The organism is Prolixibacteraceae bacterium (assembly GCA_019856515.1).
Classification (GTDB): domain Bacteria; phylum Bacteroidota; class Bacteroidia; order Bacteroidales; family Prolixibacteraceae; genus Halosquirtibacter; species Halosquirtibacter xylanolyticus.
This window is the reverse complement of the sequence record CP082230.1, coordinates 1,659,680-1,677,982: the sequence shown is the minus strand read 5'-3', so window position 1 is coordinate 1,677,982 and position 18,303 is coordinate 1,659,680. Positions and strand designations below refer to the sequence as shown.

At 37.9% G+C, this 18,303-nt stretch carries 13 protein-coding genes; 7 read left to right on the top strand and 6 right to left on the bottom strand.

Annotation, left to right across the window (positions count from 1 at the left end):
• Positions 1-64 precede the first annotated feature (64 nt).
• On the bottom strand, positions 65-1,285 hold the full coding sequence (locus K5X82_05830) for a hypothetical protein (GenBank protein QZT38412.1): 1,221 nt from the start codon (positions 1,283-1,285) through the stop codon (positions 65-67).
• 161 nt (positions 1,286-1,446) lie between these two features.
• Positions 1,447-4,821: a UvrD-helicase domain-containing protein gene (locus K5X82_05825; protein ID QZT38411.1), complete on the bottom strand. Its 3,375-nt coding sequence runs from the start codon at positions 4,819-4,821 to the stop codon at positions 1,447-1,449.
• A 146-nt stretch (positions 4,822-4,967) separates the two neighbouring features.
• Here K5X82_05825 and K5X82_05820 point away from each other — a divergent pair, with 146 nt between their 5' ends.
• From K5X82_05820 to K5X82_05810, 3 genes are read left to right on the top strand one after another with little or no spacing between them, the layout of a single operon-like run.
• Entirely contained in the window at positions 4,968-5,315 is a 348-nt protein-coding gene (locus K5X82_05820; GenBank protein ID QZT38410.1) for a DsrE family protein, read from the top strand.
• Between the two features lie 39 nt (positions 5,316-5,354).
• Positions 5,355-6,344, top strand: a complete 990-nt coding sequence (locus tag K5X82_05815) for an ecdysteroid 22-kinase family protein (protein ID QZT38409.1) — start codon at positions 5,355-5,357, stop codon at positions 6,342-6,344.
• Between the two features lie 3 nt (positions 6,345-6,347).
• Complete coding sequence (locus tag K5X82_05810) at positions 6,348-7,220, top strand: inositol monophosphatase family protein (GenBank protein QZT38408.1); 873 nt, start codon at positions 6,348-6,350, stop codon at positions 7,218-7,220.
• A 142-nt stretch (positions 7,221-7,362) separates the two neighbouring features.
• Here the strand turns inward: K5X82_05810 and K5X82_05805 are convergent, their stop codons facing one another.
• Positions 7,363-7,995 carry a Vat family streptogramin A O-acetyltransferase gene (locus K5X82_05805; protein QZT38407.1) on the bottom strand — a complete coding sequence of 211 codons (633 nt, stop codon included), beginning with the start codon at positions 7,993-7,995 and terminating at the stop codon, positions 7,363-7,365.
• A gap of 413 nt (positions 7,996-8,408) precedes the next feature.
• On the opposite strand from K5X82_05805, the gene K5X82_05800 reads away from it, so the two are divergent.
• From K5X82_05800 to K5X82_05790, 3 genes are all read left to right on the top strand, one after another.
• Entirely contained in the window at positions 8,409-11,570 is a 3,162-nt protein-coding gene (locus tag K5X82_05800; protein ID QZT38406.1) for a DUF4981 domain-containing protein, read from the top strand.
• A 130-nt stretch (positions 11,571-11,700) separates the two neighbouring features.
• The gene (locus K5X82_05795) at positions 11,701-13,119 is read left to right on the top strand and encodes a sulfatase (protein ID QZT38405.1); all 1,419 of its coding nucleotides are present in this window, start codon (positions 11,701-11,703) and stop codon (positions 13,117-13,119) included.
• Positions 13,120-13,168: 49 nt separating this feature from the next.
• Positions 13,169-14,593, top strand: coding sequence for a sulfatase (locus K5X82_05790; GenBank protein ID QZT38404.1), 1,425 nt, complete (start codon positions 13,169-13,171; stop codon positions 14,591-14,593).
• A gap of 90 nt (positions 14,594-14,683) precedes the next feature.
• On the opposite strand, the gene K5X82_05785 is transcribed toward K5X82_05790, so the two are convergent.
• Together K5X82_05785 and K5X82_05780 are read right to left on the bottom strand one after the other, a co-directional pair.
• A complete protein-coding gene (locus K5X82_05785; protein QZT38403.1) occupies positions 14,684-15,061 on the bottom strand; it encodes a hypothetical protein in 378 nt (125 codons plus the stop codon).
• Positions 15,062-15,310: 249 nt separating this feature from the next.
• The gene (locus K5X82_05780) at positions 15,311-16,396 is read right to left on the bottom strand and encodes a transposase (protein QZT39089.1); all 1,086 of its coding nucleotides are present in this window, start codon (positions 16,394-16,396) and stop codon (positions 15,311-15,313) included.
• Between the two features lie 63 nt (positions 16,397-16,459).
• Between K5X82_05780 and K5X82_05775 the strand changes: the two genes are divergently transcribed.
• On the top strand, positions 16,460-17,827 hold the full coding sequence (locus K5X82_05775; GenBank protein ID QZT38402.1) for an IS1182 family transposase: 1,368 nt from the start codon (positions 16,460-16,462) through the stop codon (positions 17,825-17,827).
• A 111-nt stretch (positions 17,828-17,938) separates the two neighbouring features.
• On the opposite strand, the gene K5X82_05770 is transcribed toward K5X82_05775, so the two are convergent.
• Entirely contained in the window at positions 17,939-18,280 is a 342-nt protein-coding gene (locus K5X82_05770) for a hypothetical protein (protein ID QZT38401.1), read from the bottom strand.
• Between the last annotated feature and the right edge of the window lie 23 nt (positions 18,281-18,303).

The window sequence follows — 18,303 nt, the reverse complement described above, 5'->3', positions numbered from 1 at the left end:
AATTGGGAAAGAGGAATAAATTTGATTAAGATATTACTACTATTTTCTATCATATCTTAATCAGCTACTCTTTGTAAAAACTCTCTCGAGACCTCCATTGTTCATTGGTGAAGTCTGGAAAGGGTATAGGAAGACCTCCTTGCTTTATGCTCTCTTCGGAGAGAGGGGAGATAGCCATCCATGATAGCAGATCATAAATATCAAATTTAGGAGATGTTTTAGAGTCAACGGCAAGTAAGAAATCATTCAGAACAAAGAAATCCATATCGTGTCTTACTGTTTTTGCCGCCTCTTTATGATATCTCTTCCAACATACTGCATCATGTTGTCGTAATATTTGGTCTGGATTTTCCATCCAATCTACAGATTCACCTAACGATTCGATATGGAGATGATTGCCATTTTCCTGAATCCATATTCCATCGGTTCCCTGAACACGAAAACCTAACGAATATGGTCGAGAAGTATTGGTATTGTGCGTGAGTATAATGGTCTCACCTCTTTGTGTTGTAAGTGTTGATGTAATTACATCGCCTAGTTTCCATGGTAATTTAGCATCAAGATGATCAACCCCTTTGTGTCTCTTAAGGTAATTACCAAGTCCTCTTGATTTGGAGGCAAAAGATGAGATTGAAACAAACCGGTTACCTCTATTGATATCCAATATATAGGCGATAGGGCCTATTCCATGAGAGGGATATAGATCGCCATTTCTTTGAAGAGAATGTGCAGTTCTCCACCTTGCTTCATGTTTTGCATTCGGTCCAAAACAGAACTTTTCATCAAACTTCACCTTTCGTAAGTCGTGCTCATATCCACCCCGAAGATGTACAAGTTCGCCAAATAGCCCTTTTCCAACCATCTGGAATACTGCCATTACATCTCTATGGTAACAGGCATTCTCCAAAATCATAACTTCTGAATTATGGGCTTGATAACTTTTCTGTAGTCGTTCTATATCCTCTATTTTATCAATACTAGAAGCCTCTACTCCGATATAACATGGATATGGAAGTAATTCAAGTAAAATCGGAGTGAATAGGTCCCAAGGTACAGATAGAATCACCCCATCAATATCGTGAACGGACATCATTTCATGGTATCCCTTCTGTGAAGAGTATAACGCAGGTACTGCTTTTCCTTTCTCGTTACACCATCGTTTTATCTCCTCTTCATTGTAATGGGGATCTACAATCGCCATCACAATCACATCCTCTCGTAGAAGTAGATTCTTAAAATGAATCGTACCTCTATATCCCATTCCAATAATCCCAATACGAATCATACTATTTTACTATTCGACGGTTTATATCAACTCTAATTCGAGCGATTGATAAATTGTTTCACATATATTTTGTTTAGCATCACCGTGAGATGATATTTAAGAATCCCCAAACAAAATAGAACAGGTGCATATCTCTTATTTCATTAAGCAAGAGAGAAGTATTATCGCTTCATAATGACCTCTACCACCTTGTGATCCATTACATACCATAGATACCCTTTAACATTCTTAAAGCCCATCGAATTTAAATCATCAATATATCCTTCTACTTGCCTTTGATGTTTCTTAATATCTGCATCCCCAGTTTTATAATCGACAACAATGGCATCATGACCTTGGATCATAATACGATCAGGACGGTGGTTTCCTTGTTTACCACTTCGTACAATCTGACGTTCATTGATCACTTGATATGTGCCATCGAACCATGGCTTTATCTCATTAAGTTCAAGAGCTTCTTTAAGTACCTTTGTGAGCGTGTCCATCTCCTCTTTGGTCAATGCGCCTTCAAAATAGAGTGTCCTAATCTGCTTCTGCATCTCTTCGTGGTTGGCCGATTTCTCAAGTATTTGATGTACTAGCGTACCGTAGTTGATCTTTTGAGATCGTTCACTGGGGTCGATCTCAAAGAATAGTTCAGAGTTCTTTCGTATTGCAATCTTATCGATATAGTTTCCTATATGTATCTCTGGTAACTGTGTAGAGGAGGCGACAGGAAACCCTTTGGTTGGCTTCTCTTCGATAGACTCTTTTTCCGTAGATATGACAGGCAAAGTGCCAAAATCAAATTTGGTTGTCTCTATATCAAAATGTTCGCCAAATTCGATAAAACGTTCTCTATCATCACTATCCATGGCAGGCATTGAGTTCATCATAAGGTATATGAGATCTCCAACACTTTTCAGGCTTTTTGACTTCTTCTTTGGTTGAGGTATCCCCAGCCATAGAGCTTCTTCAGCTCTAGTGAGAGCGACATAGAGTAGGTTAAGGTTATCAATAGCCCCCATAATTTTCTCTTGATAGTAGTATGGAGCAAATAGGGATTTGGCCATGGTACTACTATATTGAACAGGAATGGTGCTTAACGAAGAGAAAGGAGCCTCCTCTGTTTGACACCATAAGGTATTGGGTAACATGGAGGATGGATAGAGGTCCCAATTACAAAATGGGATCATTACAACCTTAAATTCCAGACCTTTGGATTTGTGTACGGTATAGATCTTGATCGCATCAATCTCTTCGGATAACACCAATGTCTTTTTGGCTCCTTTGTGATTCCACCACTCAATAAACGAGGCAATATCCGCCGACTCCATCCTTGAGTATTCCAATATACTATCTAGAAGAGATTGAAGGTACGGCCATTCATTATGAACTTTCTCTAGATGAAAATAGTTGATAACCAACTCTACCAACTCATATAATGGGCGAAATTTCAAACTCTCTAACGTCTCTTCTTTAAAGAATTGATCAAAGAAATGAAATGAAGAGACCTCTTTACAATTGAATATCTCATCCTCTTTCTGAGGAAAAGGGTTTTCTAACAACAATGACAATTGGCCATCTGCTGAGTTGGTGCGTATAAGGTTTTGCGTTCCTGCATCCAATGATGGAAAGATATAGCGTAAGAAGATACCACGCATAGAGGTATAGTCTAAGGTATTCATATCAATAAGGTACCGCAAAGCATGAATCACAAATTGTACGGTGAGTGCATTGGCAATATATAATGAGTCATTAGATACTACCTTCATATCACTATTATGGGTCTCTGTTGCATGATCCATAATGCGGTTGGCAATCATATTTCCTTCGGATACTTTACGAACCAAGATAGCCATCTCACCATAACGATAACCTTGATTACGGTAGTGTTCAATCTGCAGAAGCATACGCTCTAACGACGCTTCATTGGAATCCATCTCCTCTGATGGAATAAACTCGACCTGTACCTGACCTTCGTTCTCTTTCTTTCCTGAATAGTGCTGGAACTGATCTTGATAGGCTTCGGTGATACGTTGTTTTAAATCGTTTTTGAACAGCTCTTCAATAGGGCGCGATTCGATATCCTCATTAAAATCAGCCTGTACAATAGCTGATCCAAAATGAAACATGGTATTGTTGAAGGTAATCACATTCTTTGTACTCCTCCAGTTCGTCTCCAATGTGACATCTTCTGGTTTATAATGGCGAAGATCATACGGCACTTTCTTTGCCAGCAGTTGCCAGTCACTATTTCTCCAACGATAGATAGACTGCTTCACATCTCCAACGACCATCGAAAAGTTTCCTTCCGAAAGGGCATTGTTGATCAAAGGAAAGAAGTTCTGCCATTGAAGTTTTGATGTATCCTGAAACTCATCTAGCATAAAGTGCTTGTAGGTTTCTCCCATCTTCTCAAATACAAATGGGGAACTGTCATCTTCAATCACAGATAATAGTAGTTGTGACGAATCTGATAAGAGCAGAAGGTTCTTCTCTTTGGAGATCTCTGACACGTGCTTGGCAATATCCATCATCACTCCAATTCCTCTTAACTGTGGTAGAATTAACTTGGCCGTGTAAACCCTTGGGGCATCTGTCTCCATCAAAGCCATAATGGATTTTAGATCGTCATTCAACCCGTCGCTAAAGAGTCTTTCAATCTCACCCTTTACTCCATTGGGCTTTGTGGCAGTGACCCATTGTGTAGCATCGTCAATGGCTTTTAATGCCCTACTTCCCAACTCAAAGTAGTACTCTTCTTTATCTGTAATCTTATAAAAAGTGTTTGCAACTCCTGACTTTCCGAACTTAAAATCATTCAGGGCAACACTCGAATCATCAATCATCTTTACCGCATGTGATCCGATCTCTTTCATACGATCTTCATAGCTTAAAATCACCGTTTTAAGCTCTGTGATATAGCCTTGCAAAAAGGCTCTATCTCTTAGTTTATCAATAATTTCAGGACCAAAGTTCTTGAAGTCTTCTTGAAAGATAAGACCACCTTTATTCTCAAGCTCTTGCCTAAAGTTCCACCTCTTGCCTTGCTCGATTCTATCGTCTGCATACTCCAATAACCACTGTTTCAAAGGTAGATTATGATCTACCTCCATAAACAAACGATCCACTGCCTCACTAAGTATCTGCTGGTGATCCAGCTCTGGATTATAAGCCGCATGTAACTGTACTTCTCTAGAAAACGAACGAATCACTTTCTGAAAGAAACTGTCAATGGTACTTACCGAGAAGCGAGCATAATCTTTAAGAATTCTCGATAGAATGGAATGGGCCACCTTACGTACATAGTTCTCAGGCTTATCTAGTTTCTTACATATTGCTTCCAAATGATCCGATGACTCGCCTTTGGCAATAATCGAGAGTTCCTGTAAAATACGACTCTTCATCTCCGAAGTCGCTTTATTGGTAAAAGTAACAGCAAGAATATTACTATATTTTTGAGGGTCCTCTAGAATAAGTAATAAGTACTCTCGGGTAATACTATAAGTCTTTCCTGATCCTGCAGATGCTTTGTATATCTTAAAGAAACTCATGTAGTGCAATAATTACGGTAGAAATAGTTAATGATTATCAAAGATACAAATGTCACACAATTCTTCGTCAGCTTTTCTAACTTTATTGTCTATTACCATCTGCTCTGATTTTATTATTCCTACTTTTGAGGAAAATATTTACTGTAATGGAACATTCAAAAAATACCCTCATCCAAATAAACCAATACGGAATGGGGCATGGCGACCCATCTCTTGCCATTAAACTGATGGGTAGTTACCTAAAGCTTATACTCGATGATGATAGACTTCCTAAGATCATCACCTTCTATAACGCAGGAGTGAAACTTCTACATAAGGATAGTCCTGTTCTTGAAACATTAAAACTTATTGAAGCCCAGGGGGTCGTTCTTCTTGCATGTAAGACATGTCTTGATTTTTATGAAATGAGTGACCTTATGGCGGTAGGAATTCCTGGAACGATGATGGATATCATTACCCTACAAGCCAATGCTTCAAAAGTAATTACCCTTTAACCGGTCGACAGTTATACAAAATCTGTATTAAAGATTTATATGATGGAAAATAAGAGGATGTTGGAGTTGGTAAGAGATGCCGTGGGGGCTACTTCAATTAGCCAAAAAGAGGTGATTCAGCAACTATGGAGTGGTTACGGAACACTGTCTCGTTGCACAATAGAAGGCAAGGAGTTTGAACATGTGATTGTAAAACATATCAAGACCGCTTCAATGAACCACCATCCCAGAGGGTGGAACACCTCACTATCTCATGAGCGTAAAGTGAAATCATACCAAGTAGAGATAGCATGGTATCAACAATTCGCTGACCAATGTGATGATCATTGCCGTGTTCCCCACTGTTTGGCTGTTGTGGAGGATAGTGGAGATCAGATTATTGTCATGGAGGATCTCGATGATGCTGGTTTTCCTATTCGTAAATACGACCTCTCTATGGATGAGATTTTTACCACCCTTCGGTGGCTTGCTTTCTTCCATGCGAAACATATGCATGTCGTTCCAGATAACCTTTGGAATATCGGAACCTATTGGCATTTAGATACCCGTCCTGAAGAGCTTGAAGTGATGAGCGATAAAGTGCTTAAACATGCGGCATCTGCTATCGATCATAAGCTAAATCATGCCAAATATCTTACGCTAGTTCATGGAGATGCCAAAGTCGCCAACTTCTGTTATGCTCCTGATGGTAATAGTGTGGCAGGTGTCGACTTTCAATATATAGGTGCTGGGTGTGGGATGAAGGATGTCGCCTATTTTGTAAGCAGCTGTCTTTACGAATCTGATTGTGAACGTTATGAATCACTACTCTTAGATCACTATTTTACTTACCTAAAGGAGGCATTAGATCATTACCAATCAACCACTCCTTTCGAGGAGATAGAGAAGGAGTGGAGGGCACTATATATGTATGCTTGGACCGACTTCTATCGATTCTTACAAGGGTGGAGTCCCGATCATTGGAAGATCAATGGATATAATCAAAAAATTGCTCGAGAGGTGATTAAACAACTTAAAAAGGATTCTTAGACCATGACATATCATTATCTTGACTTAGAACATCTATGTGCGATCGCTGTAAAGGCTGCAAAGAGGGCAGGAGAGTATATTGCCAGTCAGAGCTTTAAAGACAATGAAGTGCAGCATAAAAGTGCTGGCTCTTCATTTGCCTCTTCTGTCTTTACAGAGGTCGACATGCAGAGTCAGAAGATCATATTAGATATTCTTGTGCCGACCTGTGAACTATACCATATAGGAATGTTAGCCGAAGAGTCCGCTGAGGAAACAGATCGTTTGGATAAAGAGCTCTTCTGGGCCATTGATCCATTGGATGGCTCTCTTCCATTTATCCAAGGAACATCGGGGTTTGCCGTATCTATTGCTCTAGTCACAAGTCAAGGCAATGCCGTATTGGGTGTGGTGTATGATCCATTGCTCTCTACCACCTATCATGCCATCAAAGGCAAAGGTGCATATCGAAATAACAGACCCTTTACATCATCATCCATTGATCCATCGGTCTCTTTTCTGACATGGCATACCGATCGTTCTTTGCTAAAGAGTCCTGCATTTAAAGAGTGGAAAGCGATCTTAAGTAAGATCGCTATAGATTTGGGATATCTAGGTCTGCGTATCCACACATCTAGTGGTGCAGTAATGCATGCGATCGCAGTAGTCGAATCTCCCAATACAATCTATTTTAAACCACCCAAAAAGATGAATGGAGGAGGTTCTATATGGGACTTTGCAGCCACCTCTATCATTGGAAAAGAGGCTGGAGTAATAGTATGCAATTTCCAAAGAAAGAGTTTAGAATTAAATGATCCCCAAACCCAATATATGAATAAACAAGGGGTCATTTACTGTAGAGAAAATAAAGTAGTAGACCGATTGCTTTCACTATAGCGCTTCATATAGATGTAATTTGTATTACCTACTCTAGGAAGGAGGAAGCATACACAAATAGATAAGAAGCCTATGGTTTTCTCTCCTTCCTCGAATAGTGCACGATACAAATTGCTTCATCTGAATCTATAGTTGCATTGCCTTACTTAAAATTGTTTAAATCCGTCAGGCTGATATTTTGTGTCAATGCATGGATGTTGCTAGTGATCTTTTGAATGTCCCAGTTCCACCATTTTAATTCCAATAGTCGATTCACTATCTTTTCTGAAAACCTCATCTTTATAAGGCATGCAGGGTTTCCTCCAACAACAGCATATGGCGCAACATCTTTGGTAACCACGCTCTTGGATGCAATGATAGCACCATCGCCTATTTTTATTCCTGGCATAATGGTTACATTGGTTCCAATCCATACATCATTTCCAACCACCGTATCCCCCTTGTAGGGAGTGTCTGTTGCTGCAGGTGCTGAATCTGCCCAATCACCTCCAAAAATATAGAACGGATATGCAGAGACTCCATCCATCTTATGGTTTGCTCCATTCATAATAAAACTTACTCCTGAGGCGATCATACAGAACTTGCCTATGATAAGTTTGTCTCCTATAAAATCAAAGTGGTACTTCACATTCTTCTCGAAATTGGTGATATCTTCATCATCATCGTAGTAGGTGTACTCTCCCACGACTATATTCTTATTCTGAATGATATTTTTTAGAAAGCATAACTTATGGTAGTGTTCTAAAGGATACTTGTTGTTTTTATCTGGTATCATTATATACAGTATTAGATGTCTACTTACTCTATAACGGTGTTTATGTTATAGTGTTCAAATCTTAAATTTATATCTAGAAATAAGATATATAAAGATGAAATGGTGATAATAATGAAAATAGATGATTATTATCACACGCTAAGTATTAAAGAGGCGGATTATTTAGATTGTTTAACTAATATATCTCATTATCAGAGGGTGTCGTATTCTTTCTTTCAGTTTTTGTACGTCCCATAATATTGAAATAATCCAAAATAGTAATTATGGAACACGGTTCGAACCATTTGTTTATTGATGAAATCAAAATATCATTAGGTTTACAGTATTCTAGTCTGTTTTGGTCTTTTCTGTAGGTTTGTATCTTATTAGAGAGGATAGGTAACGACTAACAAGTACTGACTAAACTAAGAAACATGGATTACAGAAAACTTCTATTGGTAGCGATGTGTTGTATCGTATATACATCTTTTGCGAATAAAAAGAGTGATTGGGAGAACCAATATGTGATTGGATATAATAAACAGCCAGCACATGCTTCACTTATTCCATACGACAATGTAAGTATGGCTTTAGAAATGAATGAGAACATATCATCAAGAATGATGAGCTTGAATGGGATATGGAAGTTTCATTGGGTCAAATCTCCCAATGATCGTCCTTCCGATTTTTATAAAGAGAGCTATGATGTATCTTATTGGGACGATATTGTGGTTCCCTCAAATTGGCAAATGAAAGGATATGGAGTGCCAATTTATAGTAATAAACCTTATCCTTTTGCAAAGGACCGACCTCGAATCATGACACCTACACCTGATAACTTCACCAAGAGTCGTTATCCAAATCCAGTAGGATCATATAAGCGTACTTTTTCTATTTCGGACAGTTGGGATGGACAGAGAGTTTTCCTTCATTTTAGAGGAGTCAAAAGTGCCATGTATGTGTGGGTTAATGGAGTGAAAGTTGGTTATAGTGAGGGATCTATGACTCCTGCAGAATTCGATATCACCAATGTGCTTCGTAAAGGGGAGAACCAATTGGCTGTAGAGGTCTACCGATGGAGTGATTCTAGTTATATTGAAGACCAAGACTTTTGGAGATTATCAGGAATATTTAGAGATGTATTGTTGGTGGCTAGACCAAAACATCACTTAAGAGACCTCTTTTTTAAAACACAACTGACTTCAGATTACACTTCTGCAGAGGTTAAACTAGATCTAGCTTTCAAAGGGAAAGGTTCATCAATCCATTACAGAGCTTACCTTCTATCTAAAGGGGATACTAATAAGATAGAGATTGGAGAAGGAATTTCTCGTGGAGGCAGTAAAAATGAGCATCTTTTCTCGTTAAATAAAACTGTTGATCATCCACTACTATGGAGTGCCGAAATACCTAATCTGTATAGTTTGGTCGTTGAGCTGTATGATACTTCAGGAGCTTTAGTTGAGGTTGTCTCTTCTGAAGTCGGCTTTCGGAACATTGAAATACGTGATCAGCAACTATGGGTTAATGGCAAGAGTATTACAATTAAAGGGGTGAATCGTCATGAGCATGATCCTGTACATGGTCGAGCTGTGACGAAAGAGTCGATGCTTAGAGATATCCAATTAATGAAGCAGTATAATATCAATACCGTGCGTACAAGTCATTACCCAAATCACCCTTATTGGTACGAACTGTGTGATCAATATGGCCTATATGTAATTGATGAGGCAAATGTCGAGTCACATGGTTATGGGTTTGGTGATGACGGAATGGGGCATGATACTTCATGGGAAAAAGCGATGGTTGATCGAAATATATCGATGGTACAGCGTGATAAAAACCATCCATCCATCATCATCTGGTCTCTAGGAAATGAATCTGGTCCTGGGGATAATTTCATTGCTTGTAGAGATGCAATTTTAGCTGTTGATACCTCTAGAGTAATTCACTATGAAGGAATGAATGAGATCGCAGACATTGAATCAATAATGTATCCAAGGATCTCAAAAATAGAAGCAGAAGCGAAAGAGGACAACCCACAACCTTTTATTATGTGCGAATACTCTCATGCCATGGGAAACTCTGTGGGTAACCTGAAAGAGTATTGGGAGGTAATTGAACGCAACAAAAGACTTATAGGTGGTTGTATCTGGGATTGGGTCGATCAAGGCCTTTCTAAAGAGAGAGAAGACGCTCCAGGACAATTCTTCTTTGCATATGGAGGAGACTATGGCGATTTCCCGAATCGAACTAATTTTTGTGCCAATGGGTTGATCACCTCTGATCGAAAGGTAACTGCAAAATTAGAAGAGGTTAAATATGTCTATCAGAATGTCGAATTTGCCCAAGTCAATAATGAAAAAGTCAATGTGACAAATAAATTTAGTTTTATTGACCTATCGAAGTATAGATTAGAATGTAGTTTGGTAACCAATGGGCATGTTGTTAAGACGGAATACATTGATATGCCTTCAATTAAACCTAGTGAAACTATTTCGATCTTACTACCCAACCATTTCGTCGTATTAGAACCAGGAACGGATCAATATATTAATCTTGCACTAATCACGAGGAAGAGAGAGTTGTGGGCTAAGGTGGGGCATGAAGTCGCTAAAGCACAATTGGTGATCAAAGAAGAGATGAAGACAGAGGTTATTGAAAAGAATAATCAGTTTGAGAAAATAGATATTGTAGATGACGATAAGAGACTCACATTAATTGGTGAGAAGTTCACCTTATCATTTGATAAATTATCAGCAGTCATGGATCAACTATCTTATCAGGGTAAACAGTTGATTAAGATGGAATCAGAACCGTTTCATGATAATGGTGCAAAAGAGTATTATAACCAAGGTATCTTACCTCAAATCTTCAGGGCACCATTAGATAATGACTCTCATTTTAAAAGAGGGATATCACAGAGGTGGTATAAGCTTGGTTTTGATCAGTTAATGCATGAGTGTAAATCATTTCGATATGAAAAAGGTGATGATGGTTCTTATGTGATCCAAACCTCAATACTTTCGTATACATCCAAAAACTATGCTTTAACTTCAGAAATTGAATATACTGTATATCCTTCTGGAGCAATCAAGGTGAGTTCTGATTTTAAGCCACAGGAGGCGGGGGTGTATCTCCCTCGTTTGGGGCTACAGTTTGAGATAGAACCATCATTAAGTTCTGTTGAGTGGTACGGAAGAGGCCCAAAGGAGAACTATATAGATAGAAAAGATGCGATGTTTATGGGGCAATATCAAATGAATGTAAGTCAATTGGAAGAGCAATATATGAAGCCTCAAGACAGTGGGAATAGAACCGATGTAAGATGGGTGCAATTTACGGATCGTGATGGCAAAGGGTTTAAAGTATCTAGTGCAAATAAGTTTAACTTCGATGCATCCGAAAATACTCCTACAGAGATTGCTCGTGCGAATCATCCATATGAATTAACTCCACGTGATGGAATTATTATTAATATCGATGCTGCCCACCATGGTATCGGACAAGGTAGTTGTGGACCACAAGCATTAGAGAAATATAGTTTAGATACCAAAGAGAAGACACTCCTTTTTTATATCCAACCGATCTTGTAGTAGATCCTAATTTCCTAAGAGGAATATAAAGAAGGTTTGTCTATAGATGAACTCTCGTTGAAATTATTTATGAAATACTAAGCTTAGAATCTTATCAAAGAGAACTAAGCTTAGTTGATAACCCAAGAAAATGAAGAATTTATTATATAGTACTTTAGCATTGGCGTTGGGGAGTGGATGTGTCTCACCTCAAGCTAAGGAAGAGTCCACTCCGAATGTGATTATCATCTTTACTGATGATCAAGGTTATCAAGATCTTGGTTGTTATGGCTCCGAAAAGATTAAGACTCCGAATATTGACAAATTGGCGAATAATGGCATCCGCTTTACCGATTTTTATGTCTCAAACTCTGTATGTAGTCCTTCTAGAGCCTCTTTGCTTACGGGACGATTTCCTGCACGACATGGTGTTGGAGGTGCACTATTCCCTGGTGAATCAGGGCTTGCACCTAAAAATATTATACTCTCAGAGATATTGAAAAAAGAGGGGTATCATACTGCCTGTTATGGAAAGTGGCATTTAGGTGATGTCGCGGAGCAAATGCCATTAAATCAAGGGTTTGATGAGTATTTTGGAATTCCTTATAGCAATGATATGTATATTGGTGTAAACCAACAGTTTGCTGATAATGTGAAGTTTAGAGATGGTTTTGATTTAAGTAAGGCCAAAGCCGATCAAGATACTGTAGCACATACAAAGAAGTTTAAGGATTTTATTGATAAAGGGTTAAGTGGTAGGTGTCCGCTTTTTGAAGGAAATAAGATTGTGGAGTACCCTTGCGATCAAGCTACTTTAACCAATAGATATTTTAATCGTGCTATTGATTTTATTGACCAGTCGAAGGGTGAGCCATTTTTTGTCTACATCACCCCAGCAATGCCGCATGTCCCACTTCATGCTTCAGCCAGCTTTAAAGGAAAAAGTGAAGGTGGGGCTTATGGAGATGCTGTGGAAGAGATCGATTGGAATGTAGGCATGTTGATAAATAATTTGAAAGAGAAAGGAATTCTCGATAATACCATTATCATTTTTGCCTCTGATAATGGACCTTGGTTGAAGATGGGAGATCAAGCAGGTAGTGCTGCACCTCTAAGAGATGGAAAAGGTTCAATATTTGAGGGGGGAATTCGCATCCCGTGTATTATGAGTTGGCCTCATAGGTGGGAAAAGGGGAAAGTGAGTCACAACATGGTATCTACTTATGATCTTGTACCAACAATTGCTGCATATGCACATGCTGATGTGAGCAACCTAAAACTAGATGGCAACAACCAATCAAAACATTTAGAAGATATAACCCAAAAAGTAGGGAACGATACTTTTGCAATATTCAGAAGAGATGAGCTGTCTGGTATTAGAGTCGGAGACTGGAAATATCTACGCTTTGGAGGGGATTATCATAAATGGAACAAAGAGGGCGTAGCACACAAACCTCTACTCTTCAATCTAAAAGAGGATCTAGCAGAGAGTGTAAACCGAATAGAGGATGAACCTGAAGTGGTCGAGATGATGAAAAAGAGAATAGAGGAGCTAGAAGCCTCTTTTTAATAATACCAACTTTTCCAATTGGTACCAACCTTCATTAATCAATAACAAAATGAGTCGAATTAAACTTTTAGGATTAGGGTTGTGCGGTCTGCTTGGATGGAATGTCCAAGCAAAAGCACCCAAAGACAAAAAAGAGGAGAGGCCGAACTTTATCATTCTTTTAGGGGATGATATTAGTTCCAATAGCTTAGGGTGTTATGGCTCTCCCAATAAAGGAACAAGTCCAAATATTGACAACCTTGCTTCACATGGAGTAATGTTTACCAATATGTTTGTGACAGAAGCAATCTGTGCTCCTACACGAGCTGAACTCTATACCGGTAAACAACCATTTAAAAATGGAGTTTATGTGAATCATAATCAAACTTATAAAGGAACAAAGAGTGTCGTGCACTATTTGTCAGATCTAGGTTACCGTGTGGGATTAACTGGAAAGAGACATTTTGGACCCAAATCGGTTTATCCTTTTGAGATGATCCAAGCACTACCGCAAAACTGTAACGCGAGAGACGTTGGCGTAGCTGATTGGTCTAATATTAGGAAGTTTATAAAGAGAAATGATCAGGAACCATTCTGTCTTTTTTTATGCTCGGTGCAAGCACACTCTCCTTGGGACTCTGGTGACCCTTCTCCATGGAGAGTGAATGATTTGGTGTTACCAAAGAATTTGGTGGATACGCGCCAAACTCGGATGCAGTATCGAGAATATCTAGCTGAAGTGAAGCTTTTTGATGATCAAGTGGGACGTGTAAACACCATGATGAAAGAGCTGAAGATCGATAAAAACACGGTCTTTATTGTCCTTGATGAGAATGGGGCAGGTATGCCTACTGGAAAGTGGTCAAACTACGATTGGGGAGTTCGTTCTGCTTGCGTGATGAAATGGCCTAAGAAGTATAAGATAAATGATACAAAGAGTGATGCGATTGCTCAGTATTGTGATATTCTTCCCACTTTGATTGATGCTGCTGGAGGAGAGCGTATAATAGATCTTGATGGACAAAGTCTGTTGCCTCTGTTAAAACAGAAAAAATCGAAGCATAGAGATTATGCATACTTCACCTATAATAGTGGGCCTGTAGGACCTGCATACCCTATACGTGCCATCACAGATGGGAAGTATAAGTTGATAAACAATATGATGCCAGATACGCTATTTGGTGCATGGACCATCAATGGGTTTCAGTTTGGAAAGGAAGATCCAATGTTAGATCGGCCAGAAAGATTAATGTACCTGTCGTGGTTGCAAAAAGCGAAAAAAGATTCCACTGCAGCTTTCTTGGTAAAACGATTTAGAGATCGCCCCAGTTATGAACTATATGACCTAGATAATGATCCACATGAATTGAATAATTTAATTCAAGAAAGTTCTCTTGAGAGTAAAATCTCCTCATTGAAAATTGAACTTGAACGATGGAAGAGATCCCAAGGTGACTTGGGGATTCAAGCTGAACAGATGAATGATCACCATTGATCACCATTGATCACCATTGATCACCATTGATACCAATGTGATCATTGAAGAGGCCTTTGGAAGTTTATTTCAAAGGCCTCCTGTTCATCACTATTCATTGATATAAGCAATCTTAGGAATCATACGATTCATTATGTTCTTAGTGGCAAACGGTAGGTAGATACAGAGGGAAAAGACGCTTAATAACAGCTGCTTTAAAATAAACATTCCATCATCATTAGTGTCAAATTCAGCCATAAACCCAATAACTCCTTCTTCTTTTCTCGCTTCAAGATCTTCAATGTATTTGCGAGCAATCCAAACTATCATCATAGGAAATCCTATTCCAAGTGTAATAGCGGATATAAATATAACTTTAAACCAAGGTATAATATACTTGGAACTGCTACTTTTCAAATGAATATTATACTCTTTATAGTCAATATTTAGATGCCAATTAAATACAACAGCAGCATATGAGGCTCCCACGATAAGTAATAATAGTATAAATATTGCTGTAAATATATAACCTAAATTTGGCGATTATAGATTATCAGCATAAATCAAAGTCGCCATCTCATTTTTTTTTGAAGCAAGAGTGTTTTCTGGTAAGTTTTTGGTCTTATTCTAGTCATATTTTAGATTTCTATTACGATACTAACTCTACCTTTTTATTTTAGGGTATACCTTTCCCATTACCGTTCGGTTTAATTTTTCTTTCAATACAAGATTCAAATACTAAGCTGCTGTAAATAATACAATTGGAGGTTTTAAACATCTTTCCCATAATTCTTTAATTTCAAATTCTTCTTGTACCTCTTTTGCGATTCTTAAAGTTGTATTTCTTCCTCCTTCAACAATTTCACCAGCAAAATCGATTAATTTTCTTCTAAATGTATTTGGATATGCTTTGGCCGATATTTTATCGTAGGAAATGTCATTCTTATAAGCCTCAAAAAGTGAATGACTCATTGCCAGAATATAGTAATAGACCTTATTCTGATTAAATTTCTTAAATGGCAATGATTCAGTAGTAGCCAACTCTTTTAGGCTACGATGAATCAATTCGTCTGCACCTCTATGGTGAGATAACTGAACTATACCTTTCGCAGTTAAAATATCACTCATATCTGCTTTTTTTAATCGTTCGTCTGAGATTTTATTTTTTCCAATATTGGTGTAAATCAGATTGTCAGGACCTGACAGATCTAATACCCTCTGACCATCTTCTTCTCGAGACAATGAAGTTGCGATGCAGCGCCAAAACTTACTCCAGCTCTTTAATTTATTGCCAAAATCATAGAGATCCCATTGTAACGTTCCATTAGTATATTTCTCACAATCACCTCGTTTAATGTGTTCTAGTTCAGAGGTTATGTCTTTATACATTTTTCCTGTTGTAATGAAAGAGATATTCAACTGATCAAAAAAGTTGAATGCTTTTTCATCTAGAAAACCACTATCTGAACAAACGATTATAGGGACAGATTCGCTATAACGAGATCTAATCAAATCTACAATATGTTTTACTCTCTCGGTATAGTCATTGCCATGATTAGAGTGGTGATTACCAGGACGAAATAGGACATCTATAAGGGAGTTCTCCCATGATATATGAAGAGGTTGAAAACCTTTTACTTTTTTATACGTCGGTTTATTGTCTTCTTTCTTCTCTGAATAATTGTTGTCCATTACCATTGTGTCTACCCCAAGAACAATAACCTTAGGCTTTTCATGTAGTAATCGCCAAATAAAGAGTTCATTTAGAATCTCAGACAGTTCACTGTTTGATAGTTGTGACAGTTTTACTATGAATCGTTTTATTTGAAAACTAGGAGTCTGTCGGACTTAAACTAATGAACTAAAATAAATTATTATCTTAGGAGTATGAGATGTTTTAAGAGTGCAGATAGAACCCAAGGCTTACTTATGCCACCGTCTATTAATGATTGGCTCCCAGAGAACCATCAGGCTAGATTCATTGTAGATATTGTAGAAGAACTTGATTTAAGATCCGTTTATAGACAATACCGAGGGTCTGGTACTATGGCCTATGATCCAAGGCTCATTTTATCACTCATACTTTATGGTTACTCTACAGGTGTATTTAGTTCAAGAAAGATAGAGGCGGCGACTTATGACTCAGTAGCATTTCGATTTATTTCAGGCAATCATCATCCTGATCATGATACTATTGCAAATTTCAGGAAAAGATTCCTGCCAGAGATTAAAGGTTGGTTTAAACAGGTTTTATTGATAGGAAAAGAGTTAGGGTTATTAAATCTTGGCAACATCTATATAGATGGAACTAAAGTTCAAGCTAACGCATCAAAACACAAAGCGATGAGTTATGAATATATGAAACGATTAGAGGAAAAACTTGAAACAGAAATAGACTCACTTTTAGAGTTAGCCAATCAAACAGACAATAAAGAAACTGATACAGACCTTGATATTCCTAAAGAAATAAGACGCAGGGAAACTAGACTTGTAAAGATAAGAGAAGCAAAATCGGTTGTGGAAGATCGTGCCAAGGAACGTTATTCAAAAGAGAAGAAGACGTATGATGCTAAAATACAGAAGCGCAACGATCATATAGATAAGACGGGAAAGAATCCAAGAGGCAGAGAGCCCAAAGCACCTAACCCATCCCCTAATGAATCTGATCAATACAATTTCACTGATCCAGAATCACGAATAATGAAGACCAAAGATGGTTTCAATCAATGTTTTAATGGTCAAGCTGCTGTAAATGATGACATGATAATCTTAGGTGCTTATAGTAATGCCCATGCAAATGACAAACGAGAGTTCATACCAACCATAAATACAATACCTACTGAGTTAGGAGAGATATCCATTGCTGTTGCTGACACAGGCTACTTTAGTGAAGACAATATTACAGAATGTCAAGACAAAGAAATAATCCCACTGATTTCTACTGCTCGTCAAAAGCATAATAGTTATTTAGACAAAAAGCTCAATGAGAATAGTTCATCTAATGATAATCAGGAACAGGAACAGGAACAGGAACAAACACCTATCGACAAGATGAATCAACTCTTAAATTCTCCCAAATACAATGAAATATACCGTAAAAGGAAACAGACTGTAGAACCCGTTTTCGGCATAATAAAAAAGGTTCTTGGTTTTAGACAATTTTCATTAAGAGGAGAAACAGAAACAGACTGCGAATGGTCATTGGTGTGTCTTGGATATAACTTAAAGAGGTTATTTAAGATGAAAATAGCCTAATATGACTACATATGGCGTTTAAATATACTTCATTAGAACTAAATTTAGGAGCATTATAAGCTTCTTAGACCGAATAACTGCCAAATATCAGAACTTAAATCAGGTTATAGATCAGAATCGGAAATCACTCGATATCCCATTGCTTAAGTCCGACAGACTCCTAGAGGCTAATTCATTCTTTTCAACACCAATAACGGGTGCATATGATGCACTGAGTTTTTTTCTATCAAAGGAACAGATTGAACTGTGAGTTCCATCAATAAAATGTGCGACCATTTGACAAAAAAATGATTCCAATGTTAAACCATACCCACTGTAGGGGATCTTTGATAGAAACTTGTTTGATACTAGGGAATAGAATCCAATGTTTTTAATAAAATTCATAATCAGTGATAGTCCAGCTCGATCTGATAATTTGGAGCGTGAAATACCTATTTTTGTTATCGTTGACATGATCAAGAGTATTTCTTAAAAGT

Bases quoted from the DNA above. Each gene is read 5' to 3' on its own strand.
- K5X82_05830 (QZT38412.1), bottom strand. From the start codon at position 1,285: ATGATTCGTATTGGGATTATTGGAATGGGATATAGAGGTACGATTCAT.
- K5X82_05825 (QZT38411.1), bottom strand. From the start codon at position 4,821: ATGAGTTTCTTTAAGATATACAAAGCATCTGCAGGATCAGGAAAGACT.
- K5X82_05820 (QZT38410.1), top strand. From the start codon at position 4,968: ATGGAACATTCAAAAAATACCCTCATCCAAATAAACCAATACGGAATG.
- K5X82_05815 (QZT38409.1), top strand. From the start codon at position 5,355: ATGATGGAAAATAAGAGGATGTTGGAGTTGGTAAGAGATGCCGTGGGG.
- K5X82_05810 (QZT38408.1), top strand. From the start codon at position 6,348: ATGACATATCATTATCTTGACTTAGAACATCTATGTGCGATCGCTGTA.
- K5X82_05805 (QZT38407.1), bottom strand. From the start codon at position 7,995: ATGATACCAGATAAAAACAACAAGTATCCTTTAGAACACTACCATAAG.
- K5X82_05800 (QZT38406.1), top strand. From the start codon at position 8,409: ATGGATTACAGAAAACTTCTATTGGTAGCGATGTGTTGTATCGTATAT.
- K5X82_05795 (QZT38405.1), top strand. From the start codon at position 11,701: ATGAAGAATTTATTATATAGTACTTTAGCATTGGCGTTGGGGAGTGGA.
- K5X82_05790 (QZT38404.1), top strand. From the start codon at position 13,169: ATGAGTCGAATTAAACTTTTAGGATTAGGGTTGTGCGGTCTGCTTGGA.
- K5X82_05775 (QZT38402.1), top strand. From the start codon at position 16,460: ATGAGATGTTTTAAGAGTGCAGATAGAACCCAAGGCTTACTTATGCCA.
- K5X82_05770 (QZT38401.1), bottom strand. From the start codon at position 18,280: ATGTCAACGATAACAAAAATAGGTATTTCACGCTCCAAATTATCAGAT.